15 protein-coding genes and 1 tRNA gene are annotated in these 16,657 nt (G+C 55.8%); 5 read left to right on the top strand and 11 right to left on the bottom strand.

What is annotated here, in order from left to right:
• Positions 1-192: 192 nt before the first annotated feature.
• Positions 193-1,842 carry an outer membrane beta-barrel protein gene (locus VGR81_03855; protein ID HEV2288067.1) on the bottom strand — a complete coding sequence of 550 codons (1,650 nt, stop codon included), beginning with the start codon at positions 1,840-1,842 and terminating at the stop codon, positions 193-195.
• A gap of 492 nt (positions 1,843-2,334) precedes the next feature.
• On the opposite strand from VGR81_03855, the gene VGR81_03850 reads away from it, so the two are divergent.
• The 3 genes from VGR81_03850 (at position 2,335) to VGR81_03840 (ending at position 3,255) form a co-directional block, all read left to right on the top strand.
• Positions 2,335-2,411: transfer RNA gene (locus VGR81_03850), tRNA-Arg, on the top strand.
• 247 nt (positions 2,412-2,658) lie between these two features.
• Positions 2,659-2,862, top strand: coding sequence for a cold-shock protein (locus tag VGR81_03845; GenBank protein ID HEV2288066.1), 204 nt, complete (start codon positions 2,659-2,661; stop codon positions 2,860-2,862).
• Between the two features lie 66 nt (positions 2,863-2,928).
• The gene (locus tag VGR81_03840; GenBank protein HEV2288065.1) at positions 2,929-3,255 is read left to right on the top strand and encodes a hypothetical protein; all 327 of its coding nucleotides are present in this window, start codon (positions 2,929-2,931) and stop codon (positions 3,253-3,255) included.
• A gap of 303 nt (positions 3,256-3,558) precedes the next feature.
• Here the strand turns inward: VGR81_03840 and VGR81_03835 are convergent, their stop codons facing one another.
• The 4 genes from VGR81_03835 to VGR81_03820 all read right to left on the bottom strand — a co-directional run bounded on the left by VGR81_03835 (position 3,559) and on the right by VGR81_03820 (position 8,459).
• Positions 3,559-3,897, bottom strand: a complete 339-nt coding sequence (locus tag VGR81_03835; GenBank protein ID HEV2288064.1) for a cytochrome c — start codon at positions 3,895-3,897, stop codon at positions 3,559-3,561.
• 59 nt (positions 3,898-3,956) lie between these two features.
• Positions 3,957-6,545 carry a hypothetical protein gene (locus tag VGR81_03830; protein HEV2288063.1) on the bottom strand — a complete coding sequence of 863 codons (2,589 nt, stop codon included), beginning with the start codon at positions 6,543-6,545 and terminating at the stop codon, positions 3,957-3,959.
• 97 nt (positions 6,546-6,642) lie between these two features.
• Positions 6,643-7,620, bottom strand: coding sequence for a DmsE family decaheme c-type cytochrome (locus VGR81_03825; protein HEV2288062.1), 978 nt, complete (start codon positions 7,618-7,620; stop codon positions 6,643-6,645).
• A gap of 122 nt (positions 7,621-7,742) precedes the next feature.
• Positions 7,743-8,459, bottom strand: a complete 717-nt coding sequence (locus VGR81_03820) for a Crp/Fnr family transcriptional regulator (protein HEV2288061.1) — start codon at positions 8,457-8,459, stop codon at positions 7,743-7,745.
• A 214-nt stretch (positions 8,460-8,673) separates the two neighbouring features.
• Here VGR81_03820 and VGR81_03815 point away from each other — a divergent pair, with 214 nt between their 5' ends.
• A complete protein-coding gene (locus VGR81_03815) occupies positions 8,674-9,390 on the top strand; it encodes a hypothetical protein (protein ID HEV2288060.1) in 717 nt (238 codons plus the stop codon).
• A 266-nt stretch (positions 9,391-9,656) separates the two neighbouring features.
• Here the strand turns inward: VGR81_03815 and VGR81_03810 are convergent, their stop codons facing one another.
• The 4 genes from VGR81_03810 to glgC all read right to left on the bottom strand — a co-directional run bounded on the left by VGR81_03810 (position 9,657) and on the right by glgC (position 14,350).
• A complete protein-coding gene (locus VGR81_03810; protein ID HEV2288059.1) occupies positions 9,657-10,778 on the bottom strand; it encodes an aminotransferase class I/II-fold pyridoxal phosphate-dependent enzyme in 1,122 nt (373 codons plus the stop codon).
• 54 nt (positions 10,779-10,832) lie between these two features.
• Positions 10,833-12,221: a phosphopyruvate hydratase gene (eno, locus tag VGR81_03805; GenBank protein HEV2288058.1), complete on the bottom strand. Its 1,389-nt coding sequence runs from the start codon at positions 12,219-12,221 to the stop codon at positions 10,833-10,835.
• Between the two features lie 113 nt (positions 12,222-12,334).
• The gene (locus VGR81_03800) at positions 12,335-13,102 is read right to left on the bottom strand and encodes a methyltransferase (protein ID HEV2288057.1); all 768 of its coding nucleotides are present in this window, start codon (positions 13,100-13,102) and stop codon (positions 12,335-12,337) included.
• A gap of 15 nt (positions 13,103-13,117) precedes the next feature.
• Positions 13,118-14,350, bottom strand: coding sequence for a glucose-1-phosphate adenylyltransferase (gene glgC / locus VGR81_03795; protein HEV2288056.1), 1,233 nt, complete (start codon positions 14,348-14,350; stop codon positions 13,118-13,120).
• 332 nt (positions 14,351-14,682) lie between these two features.
• Here glgC and rpsU point away from each other — a divergent pair, with 332 nt between their 5' ends.
• Complete coding sequence (gene rpsU / locus VGR81_03790) at positions 14,683-14,880, top strand: 30S ribosomal protein S21 (protein ID HEV2288055.1); 198 nt, start codon at positions 14,683-14,685, stop codon at positions 14,878-14,880.
• A 29-nt stretch (positions 14,881-14,909) separates the two neighbouring features.
• Here the strand turns inward: rpsU and VGR81_03785 are convergent, their stop codons facing one another.
• Complete coding sequence (locus tag VGR81_03785; protein HEV2288054.1) at positions 14,910-15,383, bottom strand: hypothetical protein; 474 nt, start codon at positions 15,381-15,383, stop codon at positions 14,910-14,912.
• Positions 15,384-15,495: 112 nt separating this feature from the next.
• A complete protein-coding gene (locus tag VGR81_03780) occupies positions 15,496-16,656 on the bottom strand; it encodes an aminotransferase class I/II-fold pyridoxal phosphate-dependent enzyme (protein HEV2288053.1) in 1,161 nt (386 codons plus the stop codon).
• Between the last annotated feature and the right edge of the window lies 1 nt (position 16,657).

Raw genomic sequence — 16,657 nt, 5'->3', positions numbered from 1 at the left:
TGCCGCCCGAAAGCGGAGCGCTTTTAGCCGCAGACCCTCCAGAGACTCCTAGTTCCTTCAGGACAGTCAATCTGTAGCAAACTTGACACAAATCCAGCCAGAAAAGTTCTAAAATCGTCCCCTTGGGCGCGCCACGTCCTTCTTGACCGTGGTGCATAGCCTTCGCAAGTGAGTTCTCTCCCACAACTCAAGTCAGAACTTCACGAGTATATCCATATCAATGAAAGATTGATTTTTGCGGAGATCCGGAAACCACACGCTGCCGATCCCGCCGCCGCAGGCCGTCTCGGCCGCCGCGAGAACCGCTTGCCCGGAGGATGTGCCGCTCATGCAGACGTAATCCTGGGGAGAACCATTATTACCGCCAGGAGGTGTGATTCCTCCGCGACCGGTCCAGTACGGAACGTTGGCATGGCGATAATCATATTCCCAGCGGAAGGTGATGTATTGTTTGGGCATGTAGTCGAACGTGAATGACGAGTCCCATGCCTTGAATGGATCGCCGGGATTCTCAGTAAAGTATGGCGAATTGGTCGCCGCGCTGATAGCACTCTCACCGTTGATTGGAGGTATCAAGACCAGATAGCGGCCCGGATTGTTGATCTTGCCTCCTCCGACGGTCACGCCGTACAAGTCCTTATGAAACCAGAAGCGGTTGTAGGCCATGAAGCCCAGGAAACTCTGTTTCGGGCCGCCTCTTGTATCACCGTGGCAGCTCACGCCGGCTCCGTATTCACAACCCATGTCACCGGTCAGCGAAAAGGCCATTTTGTCGAGTGGCTGCTCGGGCTGGTCAAAATATTTGACCTCAACGCTGTCGTCGGTGTGTATACGCCGGCGGCCGGGAACGAACAAATCATCCTCGCCGACGCCATAATTGTTGGAGATGATTTCTATCCAACCAGCCGGAGTCCATTTGATCTGACCGCCAACACCGGGTGTGTGGTTCGCCGAGCCATACGCCTGCCATCCATTGATGATCCATGGCTCGATTTTCAAATGCGCCGTCGGGAAAATCTGGATGCGCACGCCATTGAAAAACCAGGGCGTGTTTGAAGAAACATACGACGGTTGATAGGCCCAATTGTCAAAATTGTAGTAACTGAATAGGCCGATATACGACATGAAGATTCCCGCGTCCAGGTTGATGCCGTGCAGCACATTCCAATGATAGCCGCCGTAGGCTTCTGAAATGTACCGATAAGCGTCCGCGAGGTCCCACTGACCATTGCCAGGACTCGCGTCATTTCGCGGCGTGGTAACGGAATACATGCCGAACTGCGTCATCAATCGCGCACGCACATTGTCATAGTGGAAGTCGCCGCCGACGCCAAGTTGTTCCAGTTGAACTTCCTGTGCGCGGAAAATTTCGCTTGATCCGCCCATCGAGTGATCCTTTGGATGGTTGAAGTCATAGGTATATGTGGTATCCACGCGAACTTCCGGCGTAAAGAATTTCGAATCGAAAGCGGGCGTTTCTGTGCGCGGATTGCCATTCAGCCAGGTCCAGTCATGATCTGAAAATGGAGCGATCTTGGCGGTTTTTTGTCTGGGCTTCGTATCCGGATGTACTGACGCAGATTCCTCTATTGGCGAGGTCTGCTTGGCATTCGATTTCTCTTGCTCTTGCGAACGCTTTTTCTTCAGCTCTGCTTCCAGCTCAGCGATGCGTTTCTTCATGGCATCAAGCTCTTTTTTAATGGCGGCTTGTTGATCGGAGTTTTCTGCATTCTGGTTCGACGAAGCGTTAGAGCCTTGCGCGAAGCAAGGTGCACCTGTTCCTATAATGAACAACGGCAGGATCAAGGCTCGCACGACATAATTTGCTATGAACTTGCTCATGAAAATCCTCCCGCGGCGTATTCGTTCGCACGCCGAGCTTGCCTAGCCTGCATTGGGCGTGAAATTGCTCAATGCCCTTTCGACCTCTGAAGAGATCGCCGGACTCGCACATGATTCAACCTGGCGAATCGCGGCCGCGATGTGTTTCGTGCCACAAACAGATTTGACTATCCGCGTATTACCTTCTTCCATCGTTTGTCCAGTCTATCGGTAACTCTTTCCTTCGCGCAAGAATCCCGCATCCCAACAGTCGAAATGTGAACCTCGCGGGGCAGGCGGCGAAGAGCATCGCACATCGAACAGAAACGCCGGATAAGTGGCCGGCCCTCCACTCCGGGTCCGCTTTTCTCCGTTCCGCCCAGAGCAAACTAGATGTTTCGCGGATAGCCCACGCATCCAAACGGAAGATATACATCCCGCGAGTGAGAAAAAAACAGTTCGCGGTTGCAGCAAAAGCGACCCGCGTCGTAAACTGAGACAGTTGCACTCAAAGCGCCCGTAGCTCAGCTGGATAGAGCGTCTGGCTACGAACCAGAAGGTCGGGAGTTCGAATCTCTCCGGGCGCGCCAGTTTCTTATACACTGTGCCTTGAACGACTCCCGTGGCCGCCGCGTTTTGTTGTTGCAAAATGACGGAAGGCGCGGAATTGATATGGACACCGCACCAAGAACAGGCGATAATAGGGGTGCGTTTGTTGCTCTTGTAAAACCTTTAGAATTGTTGAAGGGGCTGCAAGTCCACACTTGCAGCTTTTTTTGTGCCTGGAGGCGGTGGAGAAGTAGCACCAAATAGCTCAAACAGAAAAGAGAAGCAAAGTTGAGAGAACAAGGAACAGTGAAGTGGTTTAATGCCAGCAAGGGCTTTGGATTCATCCAGCGTCAGTCCGGCGAGGACGTTTTCGTCCATTTCTCCGCGATCCAGTCGGAGGGGTATAAGTCGCTTAACGAGGCACAGGCGGTTGAATTCGAAGTGACCAAGGGGCCCAAGGGCCTGCAGGCATCAAGCGTCACCGCCCTCTAGCGGTAAACAGGCGAGCCCGCTGAAACGGGCTCGCTGCAGCTCGCTGCCACGAAATGAGGCTCCCAAGTGACCAAAGAAATCCTGATACAATTTATAGGCTTCCAGTCGAAGGTTACTGTTCGCGAATACAGTTTCATGGTGCGTGAGGCTTCCAGCGAAACGCGCGAATTTACCATCAGCATCACGCAGGAAGCATTTTGCGCGCGCCGTGTCAGCTTTCAAGATGCGCCGGACGTATGTTCGCTCAAGCTTCGGCGCGAACTAGCCGCCTGCGAAAATCATCCTTCGGAATCCCTTTTTCGTATTACAGATGCAGAGCTTGAAGATTATCGCAGCAGCCATGCCGCCCGAAAGCGGAGCGCTTTTAGCCGCAGACCCTCCAGAGACTCCTAGTTCCTTCAGGACAGTCAATCTGTAGCAAACTTGACACAAATCCAGCCAGAAAAGTTCTAAAATCGTCCCCTTGGGTGCGCCATCCCTCATTTTTCGTCTGTCGGAAAATCAAATCGAAAGGCTTTCCGTATGTGGGATAGACACTTGCGGCATCCACAGCGCAGTTCGATAGCACAATTCTGACCAATTTAGCGTTTACGGAGGAGCGATGGTGGCGAAGGTCAACTCCTCGGGCACGTTCTACTATACTTCTGCCTCTGGGTTCGGCGAAATTTCATTGGAGATGTTGTGCCAGGGGCCTGATTATTTTTTCGCCAGTTCGCGAATATAGACGACAAGCCCCTTGATCTGGTCGGCGGTCAATTTGTCCTTATACGCCGGCATCTTCGGCGCCATACCGTTCGTGACAACGCCGTTCAGGTCCGCATCGGATTTCTTCTGCACTTCCTCCGAGCGCAAATCTTTAGCGCCAAGTTGCTTTCCCATGACGTTGTTGCCGCTGCCGTCGGGCGCATGGCACACAGCGCACTTTGCCTTGTATAGACTCGCCGAATCATCCGCGCGCGCAGAAATATTGAGCGCAAACAGGAACGCGGCTGCAAGACCCAGCGCTTGGCTCACTCGACGCAATAGGCTATTCATCTGACCTGCCTCCCGAGTACGAAAAATCAATCGCAATCTGCTCCTCCCGGATGAATCACTCAAAATGTGTCACGCACGGAAAACGTGATATTGCTTCCATTAAAGTCTTGCAGAGGTATCGCGGCCAATCCAAACGGGTTTGTGTTTCCCGTCTCGTTAAATCCATAGTAATTCCAGGCCATCTTATAGCTGAAGCCTTTGACCATATCAATTGTGACCGAGCCGTACGGCATCAGATAGTTGTAATCCAGCGTTCCGGAAGGCGCGAGCGGATTCAGAAAAATCGTATTGCCGCGGACGATGCTGCCGCTATACCCCAAGGCCGTGGTCACGCGCTTCGAGGGCTTCCACATCACATCGCCATGCGCGAAGTGATCGTAGCTGGCATAAGTCGATAGCGCGCCCAATCCAGCCGCTCCGACCGAAGCGCCAGAGATCGGACATGCCGTGGTCGCCACGCCCGGCGGCGAGTTGCTTACGGGCAGAGTTTTCGGAGGCGGCGCCGGGTTTGTATAGGTGATGGAATAGTCGAAGCAAATCTCCGCCTGCGTATAAACATCCCAGTAGTTGTAGCCGAAGCTGACGGCCAGGCGCGGGCTGGGAACGAGCATGGCGTTGAAGCTGTACATCCGATCATGCTCGCGATCGTTCACGGTGTAGACATTGTCGCGATTCTCGTGGATTTCGACCGCGCCATCCACCGTCGCCCATGGTTTCGGCGTGTACGTGGCGTGGATATTGTAGGTCTGCACCTGCCGCGGATCCATGCGCGTGAAAGCGGCATCGTTATAACCGAAAGCGAAATTCGCAGTGATCAGCAGTGTATCGGCAGGATGCGCCCTTAGCCCGAGGATCAGCGAATTTTCGTTGACGTCCAGCGAATCCACCGTGGGGCCCGTCGTCGGCACGGCGGGAAGGAAAGTCAGCGAGCCGTCGGGGTTCATCGTGCATGCGCTCGGCGTCGCACAATTTCCGCGCGCAGCAAGATAATCATTGGCCGCCGTGCCTCCCGCTCCTCCTGGATAGTAAATATCCGCAGTCGTGTAGCTGAGCGAGGACATCACGATTGCGCGGTGCGAATACAAATATCCGATATATCCGCTGACGCGCTTGCTAAAATCATAATCCGCTTGGATCGTGTTGGACTTCATATCTTGTTTCACAAAATTCGCATTGTAGGCGTTTGCGAGATCGGCACCTGAGGTCGCCGTGTGGTTCGGACACGTGGAGCCATTGAAAGCATTGCTGGCGTTGCAATTGACAGCCGCGAACACGCCGACCGGAGCGCCCAATCCTGTTGCGCCGGCTGTATCAAAAAAAGTTCCGGTGACACTGTTCCACATCCCGGGAATGCGCCAGTTGTTGTAATGGAAGAAGTCCTCGATGCGGAAATTGCTGGTGACGGAATAAACCCCGGACCAGTCGCCATCCACGGAAACGCGCTTCGCTTCGGCCGGGCCGGCAGTCGTGCCGCCGGGAGAGGATGTACGGGCAGTCCAGCCAATGATTGTTTCGTTGAAATTTGGAATCGTATTGTCGGAGCTGCTGTAGCCGAAGGAACCTGTCATTTCGAAGTTATGGAAATAGTCCGTCTGAAATCGAATCCGCTCTGTCGGCATAAAGTCACGCGGCTGGCTCACTTGGCTGTAACTCACGAATCCGTTGCAGGCCGTATTCGCAGTAGGAGGTGTGGTTGCGGCGTTCGCGATCGGCGTGGCGCAGGGCAACGCTTCCGCCGGAGTTTGCGTGCTCCAAATCTGACCAAGGTCCACCGGAACACCATTCGCCTGATAACCGTATTGCTGAGGCGTCGCCGTTGGATTCTCCGTCACGGTATTGTCTTGACGGAAATAATTCAGGAATTCATCGAAGGAGATCGTCGTGCGCGGCAGGACGCGAAAATCCGCACCCATGCGATACGTGTTGGTCGAATAGCTGTAATTCTCCGGGAAGTCTGGAATGGTTCCGCTGTCGGTCGTGAAAAAGCCGGGCCCTTGATCCGCGTCGTGCGAAAAACCCAGCCGCAATCGCACCTTCGATTGCGGCAAAAGCGTCAAATCATAATCCTGCATCCGCCGCACTAGATCGAGCGAGTGCGGCGAATGCGTTGCCGCCACCGATGGACTTGAGCAATACCCCGGAAGACCAGGGTTCGCTGAACTCGCAGGACTTACAATACAGCCCGTGGTCGTTGACCCGAGCGGGTTCAACGATGCAGGATTGAACGGGTTGGCGAAAAGATTGTAGTCCCAGAAATTCACATCCCGCCGGAAGAGGGCGTCGAAGTCATACCACTTGTTCTTGTCGATGTGCAGGCGCGAAACGTCATTCGGGTCGCCGCCATACCCAAAATTGCTGAAATTTAGATCATCAAAAAAAGGTCCCTGATGATCCAGTGATCGCATGTTCAGCGTGTAATCGAAAAGACGGAAACCGGAACCGAGATTGACGAACGTATCGTACGTATCATAGTTGCCGTTCATCTCGTTCGCTCGATAACCGAACTCAATGGTCTGTTGCACATTATAGTTGCCGGAATTCGTGCCTTTCGTCCCGCCGGAGGTATCCTGCGCTTCGGAACGAACGGGCAAACACAGCGCTGCCAGCAGCATGAGCACCAGCCCCAGAACCATTTTGTGTTTTCTCATGGCCGTTCTCCCACCGTCCGGGAATTGCAGCTTCTACTGAGTTTCATTCGCAACGCATCTTCATCTCGCGAAGCTCGCAAAACGCTCATGGCTCGCCTCACTTGAAGAAAAATGAACTGGCATTCGAACCGTGAATTGCCACATGGCACAACGTGCATGCCTGGAAAAAGCTCGCCTGGTTATGGAAGGAAGGCGCTCCCGGCGCGCTGCTGAAGCTCGACGTCGTGTGGCACTGCAAGCACAGCAGATTCACGTTGCTGACCTTCAGCATGTGCGGGTTCGGTCCGCCGTGAACCACATGGCACGACTCGCAGCCATCCACTTTCACGGCCGCGTGCTCATACACAAATGGTCCCTGCTTGTCGCTGTGGCACTTGAAACACACCGCATCCTGAGTGGAAGCCATGCGCACCTGCTTCGGCCCTTCCGTGCCATGCGGATTGTGACAATCGGTGCATTTGATTAGTCCTTCGTTGACCCGGTGGTGGAAAGGCATTACGAATTCGGCTCTCTTCGCCAGGTGGCACGTGTAGCAGAGATCCGGCTGCGCCTTGACCAGCAAAAACTGCGCCTGCGTGGCATGGTGCGGCGAGTGGCAGGATATGCAGCTCACACCATTCTCTCCATGAACGGAATGCAGCGAATTCATGTGCTCCGTCCCGCCTGCGTGGCACTCCAGGCAGCGCGCATCAATATCTTTTGGGGAAGCCTTCTCGAAGAGGAACAGCTTTGAAACATCCGTCGGATCGGAAACGTGGCTGGCCGCCGTGCCGTGGCAGGCCTCACAGCCTTCGTGCGACGGTCCTTGTTTTGTATTGAGCGTTGTCTTCCAATGCGGCGAATCTTCCCAGGATTTGTACTCGGCGGCGTGGCACGCCTTGCAGGCATCCGAGCCCGCATAATTTGGAGCGGCGTTTGACTTGCTCGCGGCAGCCGTTTGCTGTGTCGTGGTTGTGCTGGCGTTTGCCTGTGTCTTTGGCGCTGCTTGTGCCAGAGCAAACGCCGGCAATATCAGCACGGCAACGAGAAGTGATGAAACTCTGGAGATCGAGGCCGTGGTCGTGGAGTCGAGCATAGGCCGTTCCCCCTTTAAAGCTGCAGGGATAATAGAACCGCATCTGTAAATTGATATGTGATCAATGTCACTTATTCATGTGATTGTTGCGGCCCACTTCAGACCTTCACTTCGGAGATATGCTAGTTGCCAGCCACGCTTTCGAGCCCTGCCCTGTCGCGGACGATAAGCGTTGAGCCATTGACTTGCAGGAGTTTTTTCTTCTTAAAATCGCTGAAGAGCCGCGTCACTGTTTCGCGAGAGGCTCCGATCATCTGGGCAATTTCCTCATGCGTCAGAGTCAACTTCACGCGAATTTCGTTCTTCCCTTTTCCGTGGCTGGCGCTCCAATCCAGCAAAAATCTGGCCAGCTTTTCACCGGCAGAATGGGCTAGTCCAATGGAACGCATCTCCGCGATAGCGCCATGATAAGTTTCGCCCAGTTGTTGAGCAACGCGAAGAGCGGCATCGCCATTCTCGCGAAGAAAACCTAGAAAATCGGGTCGAGAAATATAGTTCGCCTGCGCCGGCTCGACCACCTCCGCGGTCAGTTCATAGGGCTTCCCCGTAACCGTGGCCGGCAAACCCAGAATCTCACCAGGATCCGCGATCCTCACGATTAGCGTCTTGCCATCCGCCGAAGAGGTCGAAAGTTTCACGCGTCCATTGCATAAAATAAAAACGCCTCGGGCCGTCTGCCCTTCCACAAACAGTGTGGCTCCCTTGGGATAGGAGGAGGGGGACGTAATCGCCGACAGACGCTGCAGAGCTGATGGCGGGAGATTGCAAAACACGCGCTCTTGCAGGTGAGGACAAGCCACGCAGCTTTCGATAATTTCCAAGCCGTACGGGGCTTTCATGGCCGAATCATACCACACGGAACGCCCCGGGCGTCGCGAGACGATTCTGAAAGCGCTCGTCCCATTGTCTGGCATTAGCAGTATCTTCTCGTATAAATGTGCTCTTTTTTGTTTCTTGAGCCAGTGACAGGAGTCACGCTTTGCGGTGATGCGCATCACCGCAATCACAGTTGCCGTCGCTCACAATTTTTTGCGGGATGAGTAAGCGGCATACATGCAAAAAGACGCGCGCGATCTCCTGGATGTTATCAAAGCAGAGCTCGAGTTTCTCGAGAGTGGAGGGTACGAGCGCACGGCCGGCGAATCCTGGCGGCCGGCATTCATTTTCGAAGATTCACCCGCATGTGTGAATTACGGGCGCGGGCAAGATCCGCTGCCGTGCTCGGATTGCGCGCTGATACAGCTCGTGCCATTCGAGTTTCGCTCCTCTCCGATCCCTTGCCGCCACATTCCGTTCAACACCCAATGGGAAACCCTCGATTCGCTTTATCGCTATGCCGACAGACGCGAGATTGAAAAAGCGGTCAGAGAATGGCTGCAAGACACGGTCACACGACTGGAGAACGAGCGAAAAATCAGCCGCCAGTTAAATGAACTGTCGGCGAATGGCAACCCAACCGAAAACGCAAGAGGTGCGGCCATGAACGTGAATCTTCAGCCGAAATGTGCAAACCCGGCTTGCCCGAATGCTTTTTCCTGGAGCAAAGGCGGCAAGTTTTTCCGGTTTCGAACCGAACCGAACCCTCCGGGAATCACGGATACGACGGGCGAGTTGCTAAGAGGCGTGCACGGCGTCAAACACTTCTGGTTATGCGACCGCTGCTCCCATGTCTTTACTCTCGTTTGCACGGAGCTCGATGGCGTGGTCCTCAAACTTGTTGCGCATGACGTTCCTTCTGCCGAGAGCGTCACCGAATTGCCCGCAGCCTGATCGTTTCGCAGCTGCATAACTGATTTGAATGCTATTCTCGAAGCGTGGCCGAAAATAGCGATGCCGCAACCGAACGCCTCAAGGCAGGTCTCTGCGCCAAGTGTCAGTTTGCGCGCCGCATTCAGTCCGACCGCGGATCAACCTTCATCCTTTGCGAGCGTTCTGCAACCGACCCGTCTTACGCCAAATATCCGCGCTTGCCCGTCACCCAATGTCCGGGTTACGCGCCAAAACCATAGCCATTCTTCCGTTCAGCCGCGCAACAATTATGTCTGCGCTCCTTCCGCAATCCACTCATCGAACCTCAAAAGCGCCTGCCAAAGCTTGCTGACATTCTCTCCAAATCCGATTCGCAAATACCCCGGCATCGCGAATTGCTCCCCGGGAACGAGCAGAACGCCTTTCCGGGCGCGCAAAGCCTCCGCGACACTCGCGGAATTCCACTTCTCGCGCAGTCCAATCCACGCGATCGCGCCTGCACTCGGCTTCACGTGCGTGAATAAATCCGCGTGCCCGGCGAGCCAATCGCCGACCACCGGATAATTTTCTCGCAGAATTCTCCGCGTGCGATCGAGCAACCATGCATGCCGCTCCGGCGCGAGCGCAATTGACGCAATGCGGTCCGTCAGCATCGTCGGTCCAATGCTCGTATAGTCATGATAGCCCCAAAGTTTTTCGATCATTTCCCCCGGGCCAATGACCCATCCGGTGCGCAATCCCGGCAAGCCGTAGGCTTTCGAAAGGCCCGCCGTGCAAAGCGTGCGTTCGTAACGCCCATAAAAGCTCGCCGTCGTGCGCCCGCTGAATTCCGCGCCGCGATAAATCTCGTCGGCCAAGATCCACGCGCCAACTTTCTCGGCAGAGGCACAGATCGCATCCATCGCGGAATCGCTCAGCACCGCGCCCGTGGGATTGCTCGGATTGCAAATGGCGATGAGCTTCGTCTTCGGTGTCACGAGCCTCGTCAGTTCGTCCGCGTCCGGCGCCCACTTCAATTCCTCGCGCAGCCACCACGGCTTCACTTCCGCGCCAAATCCGCGCGCAAGGCCGGCCACCTGCATATAATTGGGCTGCATGAAGACCACTTCGTCGCCACGCTCAATCAATCCCCATGCCACGACGTAATTCGCCTCCGCGCCGCCGCATGTCAGCAGAACATTTTCAGATTTTGCGCGCGGATACAGCGCCGCAATGCGCGAGCGCAATTCTTCGCTGCCATTCGTTTGCGGGTAGCCAAGCCGCGCATCGAGCACGCGCGCCATATCTCCTGAATCCTCGATCAACTCCCTGGCGCTGAGCGGCTCGACGCCGCTCTCCGCGATATTCAGTTCGACGCGGTTCTCCCAAACCGATTGCCAGCGCTCCAGCTCGAACGCTTCGATCCTCATTCCACTCTCCGCAGAAATTCCTTGGCTGTGACCGGAAGTCTTTCGGCCGGATATCTATTTGCGCGCCAGCGCATTCCGCCCGGGAAACTTTGCTTCCTTGCCCAGCTCTTCTTCGATGCGCAGCAGTTGGTTGTATTTGGCGATGCGATCCGTGCGCGAAGCCGAACCCGTTTTGATCTGCCCCGTGCCCATTCCCACCACGAAATCCGCGATGAACGTGTCTTCCGTCTCGCCCGAGCGGTGCGACACGATCGACGCATAACCCGCCTTGCGCGCCATGGCAATCGCTTCCATCGTTTCCGTCACGCTGCCGATTTGATTCAGCTTGATCAAAATCGCGTTGGCGATTTTCCGCTCGATGCCCTTCTTGAAAATTTCGGGATTCGTCACAAAAACATCGTCGCCGACGAGCTGCAATTTCGTCCCCAGCTCTTTCGTCAGCAGTTCCCAGCCGTTCCAATCGTCTTCCGCCATGCCGTCCTCCAGCGAGACGATGGGATATTGCCGCGCCCAGTTCGCCCAGAATTCCACCATCTGCGCCGAAGTTCGCTGTGACTTGTCGGATTTTTTGAAGACATACTTCTGGCTCGATTTGTCATAGAACTCGCTCGCCGCCGGGTCGAGCGCGATCGCCATTTGCTCGCCGGGTTTGTAGCCCGCGGCGGTAATGGCTTCCAGAACGCGCTCCAGCGCTTCCTCATTCGAATTCAGATTCGGCGCGAAGCCGCCTTCGTCGCCCACCGCCGTCGAATAGCCATTTATCTTCAATACCGCCTTCAAGTGATGAAAGACTTCCACGCCCCACCGCAGCGCCTCATGAAAATTCGGCGCGCCCACGGGCATCACCATGAACTCCTGCACATCAACGGAATTGTCCGCGTGCGCTCCGCCATTCAAAATGTTCATCATGGGAACCGGCAACGTATTCGCGGATTTCGCGCCCGCCAATCGCGCCAGATATTTGTAGAGCGGCAATCCGCTTTCCGCAGCCGCGGCGCGCGCCGCAGCCATGGAGACAGCCAAAATCGCATTCGCGCCCAGTTTCGATTTATTCGGCGTTCCGTCCGCTTCGAGCATCTTGCGGTCGAGCGCGCTCTGCTCGCAGGGGTCCATTCCTTTGACCGCTTTCGCGATCGGGCCGTTGATGTTTTCCGCCGCCTTGCGAGTCCCCTTGCCCAGATAGCGCGATTTGTCGCCGTCGCGCAGCTCGATGGCCTCATGTTCGCCCGTCGAAGCGCCCGATGGCACAGTGGCGCGTCCGCGCATTCCACTCGCCAGAATCACATCGGCTTCCACCGTCGGATTCCCGCGTGAATCCAGAATTTCGCGCCCAATGACGTGAGCGATTTTCGCTCCGGTGCGTTTGCCTTTGGAGCTGAAAACCTCTCGGCGTGCTATTCCCGCAGCCATGGCTTCCACAACAGCCTTCTTGTTGCGCGGCATCGAGCTTCCTCCTCACCAGCGGCAAAGGTTCATTCTACGATGAAGACAGCAAAATTCTGCAAATACATCCGGTGCACATAGAGTTGCCAGCGAGAGGCCGGGTGGATGCGCGATCAAATCCTGCGCGAGAGGATGAGCGTGGGGCTCAGATCGACGAGAATCGTTGCATCGTCGGCGGCTTCGGCGAACCGCGATTCGAGGCTGCGCCAATAGGATTCCGGATCGGAAAGCGTGAGTCCATAAGCACTGCCGTAGGAAGTGGAGCGCCAAAAACCGACGAAATCCGTGAGAGACATGGGAATTACGTAGGAAAATTTTGTTTCCTCGGCAAATTCGAAGCCGACAGCGGCGCGGGCTTGGTCCTGCCAGACGTACTTTTTCCCGAGACGCGAGTCGCGGTGGGACTTCCACGGGCCCCGCCACTCGGCAAGCACGATGGCGTCGATGGCAGGAATCGTTTTCGGCAATGGCCGGTCAAAGACCGCAACAATTCCACCAGGGCCAAGCCAGGAATGGACATTGGCAAATACGTGCGGTGCATCCATCCAATGCAAAGCATTGGCGATGGTGACGAGGTCAACCGTTGAAGGCGGCTGCGAAAAATTCTCTGCTGTGACGTTATGAACGATAGCTGCGGGAATATCCCCTCGGAGCTTTGCGGCCATTCCCGGATCGGGCTCGACGGCGATCACTTCACGGAAATGGGGCAGAAGCGCGCGAGTGGCCTTGCCGGTTCCGGCGCCAAGATCAACGGCGCGTTCGCGGTGGTCGGCTGGAACAGCTGCGAGAATGCGCTCGAAAAGTTCGGCCGGATATTCCGGCCGGTAACGCTGGAATTCTTCCGCGGCGTGTCCAAATTTCGGCTGGAAGCTTGTGGGCATGAGAAATTTGGTCGGTTACTCCGGCTCCTCGAGCATGGATTCGTCGCGAACCACAACCGCCACTCCCCCTTCGCTGACGTGATACCGCTTGCGGTCTTCTTCGAGGTCGTAGCCGATTTCCGTGTGCTCCGGCAGCTTGACGTGCCGGTCGATGATCGCTCTCCGGATCCGCGAGTGCCTTCCGATATTGACGTGGTTATAGATGATCGCATCCTCCACTTCGCAGTAGCTGTTCACGCGCACATCATAACCAACCACCGACCCGCTCACGCGGCTTCCGGAAATAATCGAACCCGCCGCCACAATGGAATCCACCGCCGTTCCTGTCCGCCCCGGATCCGCAAAAACAAACTTCGCCGGAGGATATTGCTGCTCCCAGGTTTTCAGCGGCCAGCTCTTGTCATAAAGATTGAACACCGGCGAAACGCTGACCAAATCCATGTTCGCCTCGTAGTACGCTTCAAGCGTTCCCACGTCCCGCCAGTAGAGTGTCTCCTGCTTGTTTTCGTCGCGGAAATTGTAGGCATACGTGCGAAAGTTTGCGATGGTCTTCGGCAGGATGTCGTGGCCGAAATCATGCGATGAATTCGGGTCTTCCGCGTCAGCGATCAGCGCCGGCAACAGAAATTGCGTATTGAAGATATAAATGCCCATCGACGCGTCGACTTTGCCCGGATGCCGCACGGAGAGTTTAGGCACCGCTGGTTTTTCCTGGAATCCCAGAATTCGCCCTTCTTTGTCCGTTTCGATTACGCCGAATTTATGCGCTGCTTCCTCCGGCGTCACTTCCACCGTCGCCACTGTCACGTCCGCGCCCGAATCCACGTGCTGCTGCAGCATCTTCTCGTAATTCATTTTGTAAATGTGATCGCCGGACAAAATGATCACATAGTTCGATTGCTCGCTGCCGATCGAATAAATGTTCTGATAGACCGCGTCCGCCGTCCCCAGATACCAGTGCGCCGAGACGCGCATCTGCGGCGGAAGAATTTCGATGAAATCGCCCACACCCATCAGCGAAGACCATCCGCGCCGCACGTGGCGATTCAGACTCAACGCCTTGTACTGCGTCAGAACGAAAACGCGCCGCAGGTTGCTGTTCAGGCAGTTCGAGAGCGTGATATCAATGATGCGGTAAATCGCGCCGAAGGGGACCGCTGGTTTCGCGCGGTCTCGCGTGAGGGGCCAAAGCCGTTCGCCTTGCCCTCCCGCCAGTAGCACGCCGATCGCGCTCTTCATCAGCGACATGCGATTTTTCCAGCCGTACCTCGCGGCTCATTCTAACAATATCCGTCATCCAAACCAAAAAATGGCGGACGAGGAAAACGCATCGGTTTTTCGCTCGCGCCTCTCGCCGGCCCTCGCCCACATCACTGCAAACCTTGTTTCCAACATTGACATATTGCGTCCATCGCACGCCTTCCCTGGCCTCCGGCGTCTTCCAAATTTAATACTTGACTTCCCTCCATGCCTCCGTTAAAACCGCCTCAAGGATGTGTCCTGCGGGGGGAGTCGTCTAAATCACCCACTCCAGTAACATATCTTTACTAAAACACGGTCCTGAACGGGGGTGAAGTTGCGTGGCCGAAGTTGTCATTCAAGAGGGCGAGTCTTTGGAGAATGCCCTCCGGCGTTTCAAGCGGAAAGTCCAGGCGGAAGACATCATCAAGGAAATCAAGAAGCACAGTTACTACATGAAGCCTGGAGAGAAACGCCGGGCCAAAGAAGCCCTGTCTCGCAAGCGCCTCCGGAAAAAGCAGCGTCGGGAGCAGGATTAAGCTAGGCGGCACAGCTTTGGGTGTTTCCTTTATGCCTCGTTCCGTTTTGCTTTTTTCAGGTCGGCGGGCGGGAGAATCAGCGAACCCCAGCAAATCCCGGCATGATCTGGTTCAGGGCGTAGTGTGTTCGAAGATGTGCTAGCAACACCCCGGAGCGGCCCATGGAATACCACGATAAGGTCCTGAAATGTGCGGAATGCGGTTCTGAATTTGTATTCACCGCCGGCGAACAGATGTTTTTCGCCGACAAGGGCTTCAAAAACGAACCGAAGCGATGCAAGGGATGTAAATCGGTTCGCGCCCAGGGTTCGGCAGGTGCGGCCCCGGCGAGCGTCCAGCGCGTCGAGACCAAGACTGTCTGTTCCCAGTGCGGCAAGGAAACGACTGTGCCGTTCAAGCCTACGCAAGGCCGGCCAGTTTATTGTCGCGAGTGTTTCCAGCAGCGTCGGTCGATTAGCGGAGCTGCGGCCGAAGCTGCCGGGGACTAGCACCAGCTCGTTCACTCGCGCAAACTTGCCGAACGAAGAGCTGACCGGACGGGCTCTCGCTCGTGTCGCTGTTGCGCGTTTCTCCGTGTGTCGGCTGGTGCACGTCTCGAATCTTCGTCGTTAAGCCCTACGCCGCCGCGGATTTCTGTGCCGGCACAATCTCACGGAACGCTGCCAGAAACGCGCGCATCTCTTCCGGCTTCCCCACCGAAACGCGCAGATACGTTCCCATTGACGGGAACTTCCTCCCTACGATGATTTTCTTTTCGTGGAACGCCACAATCACGGGCTTTACGTCGCCGCCCACCCCAACCATAAAGAAGTTCGCCTCTGACGGAATCACGTGGTAGCCGTCCTTCGTTAGTTCACCCATCACCCACTTACGCGTATCGTTCAGCCGTTTCTTGTTCAGCGGCACAATCTCCGGATCGGCAAGACTCGCCGTCGCTGCCGCCAGCACAGCCGCGTTGCCATTGTCAAAAAGCAGTTCGCGCCGCATCGCTTCGATCGTTTCCTTCTGCCCCACGGCGTAACCCAGCCGCATTCCCGCCATGCCATACACTTTTGAAAACGTTCGCGTCATGATCAAGTTCGGATATTTCGGAATCATGTCCACGATGCTCGAATATTTCGGGTCCTCGACGAAATGAAAATACGCTTCATCGACGAGCACATACGTCGTGGCCGGCACGCGCTGGATGAAATCCGCGAACTCATCCCTCGTATTGATCGTCGCCGTCGGATTATTTGGATTGCAGACGTAAACCAGCCCCGTATTGTTCGCGTTGCACGCATTCGCCATCGCCGGCATATCGTGCCGAAAATCTGCCGTCAGCGGAACCTTCACGGCATTCGCGCGCGACACTTCCGCGTAGTATGTCACGGCCTCGAACGTCGGCTCCGCGACAACCAGGCTCTTCTCCGGGCCCGCAAACGCGGCGTCGCAGACGCGCAAAATCTCCGTCGAGCCGCAGCCGAGAACCACATTCTCTGTCTCCACTTTGTGCAGCGCGGCAATCGCCTGAATCGTTCGTGTGTAGAGGTCGTCGGGATAGCGGCAGGCCACGCTTTCGGAATTTGTGATGGCGGCGATGGCGTGCGCTGAGGGTCCGTAAGGATTCTCATTCGAATTGATCAGGATCGCATCCGTGCGCGAAAAGCCTTTGAGCCGTCCGCCCGCGACGCCCTGCAGCAATTTCGGCGAGACGTATGCAGCCGCCAGCATCGCGCCGATGGATTTGCCGAATTGCCGCCGCGAAATCTCGTTTCCAATATTTTCGTTCGCCATC

It is taken from the genome of Candidatus Acidiferrales bacterium (assembly GCA_035934015.1).
In the GTDB taxonomy this organism is placed as follows: Bacteria; Acidobacteriota; Terriglobia; order Acidiferrales; family UBA7541; genus DAHUXN01.
Note: the sequence above shows the minus strand (reverse complement) of the source record. Positions and strands in the feature narration are given on the sequence as shown.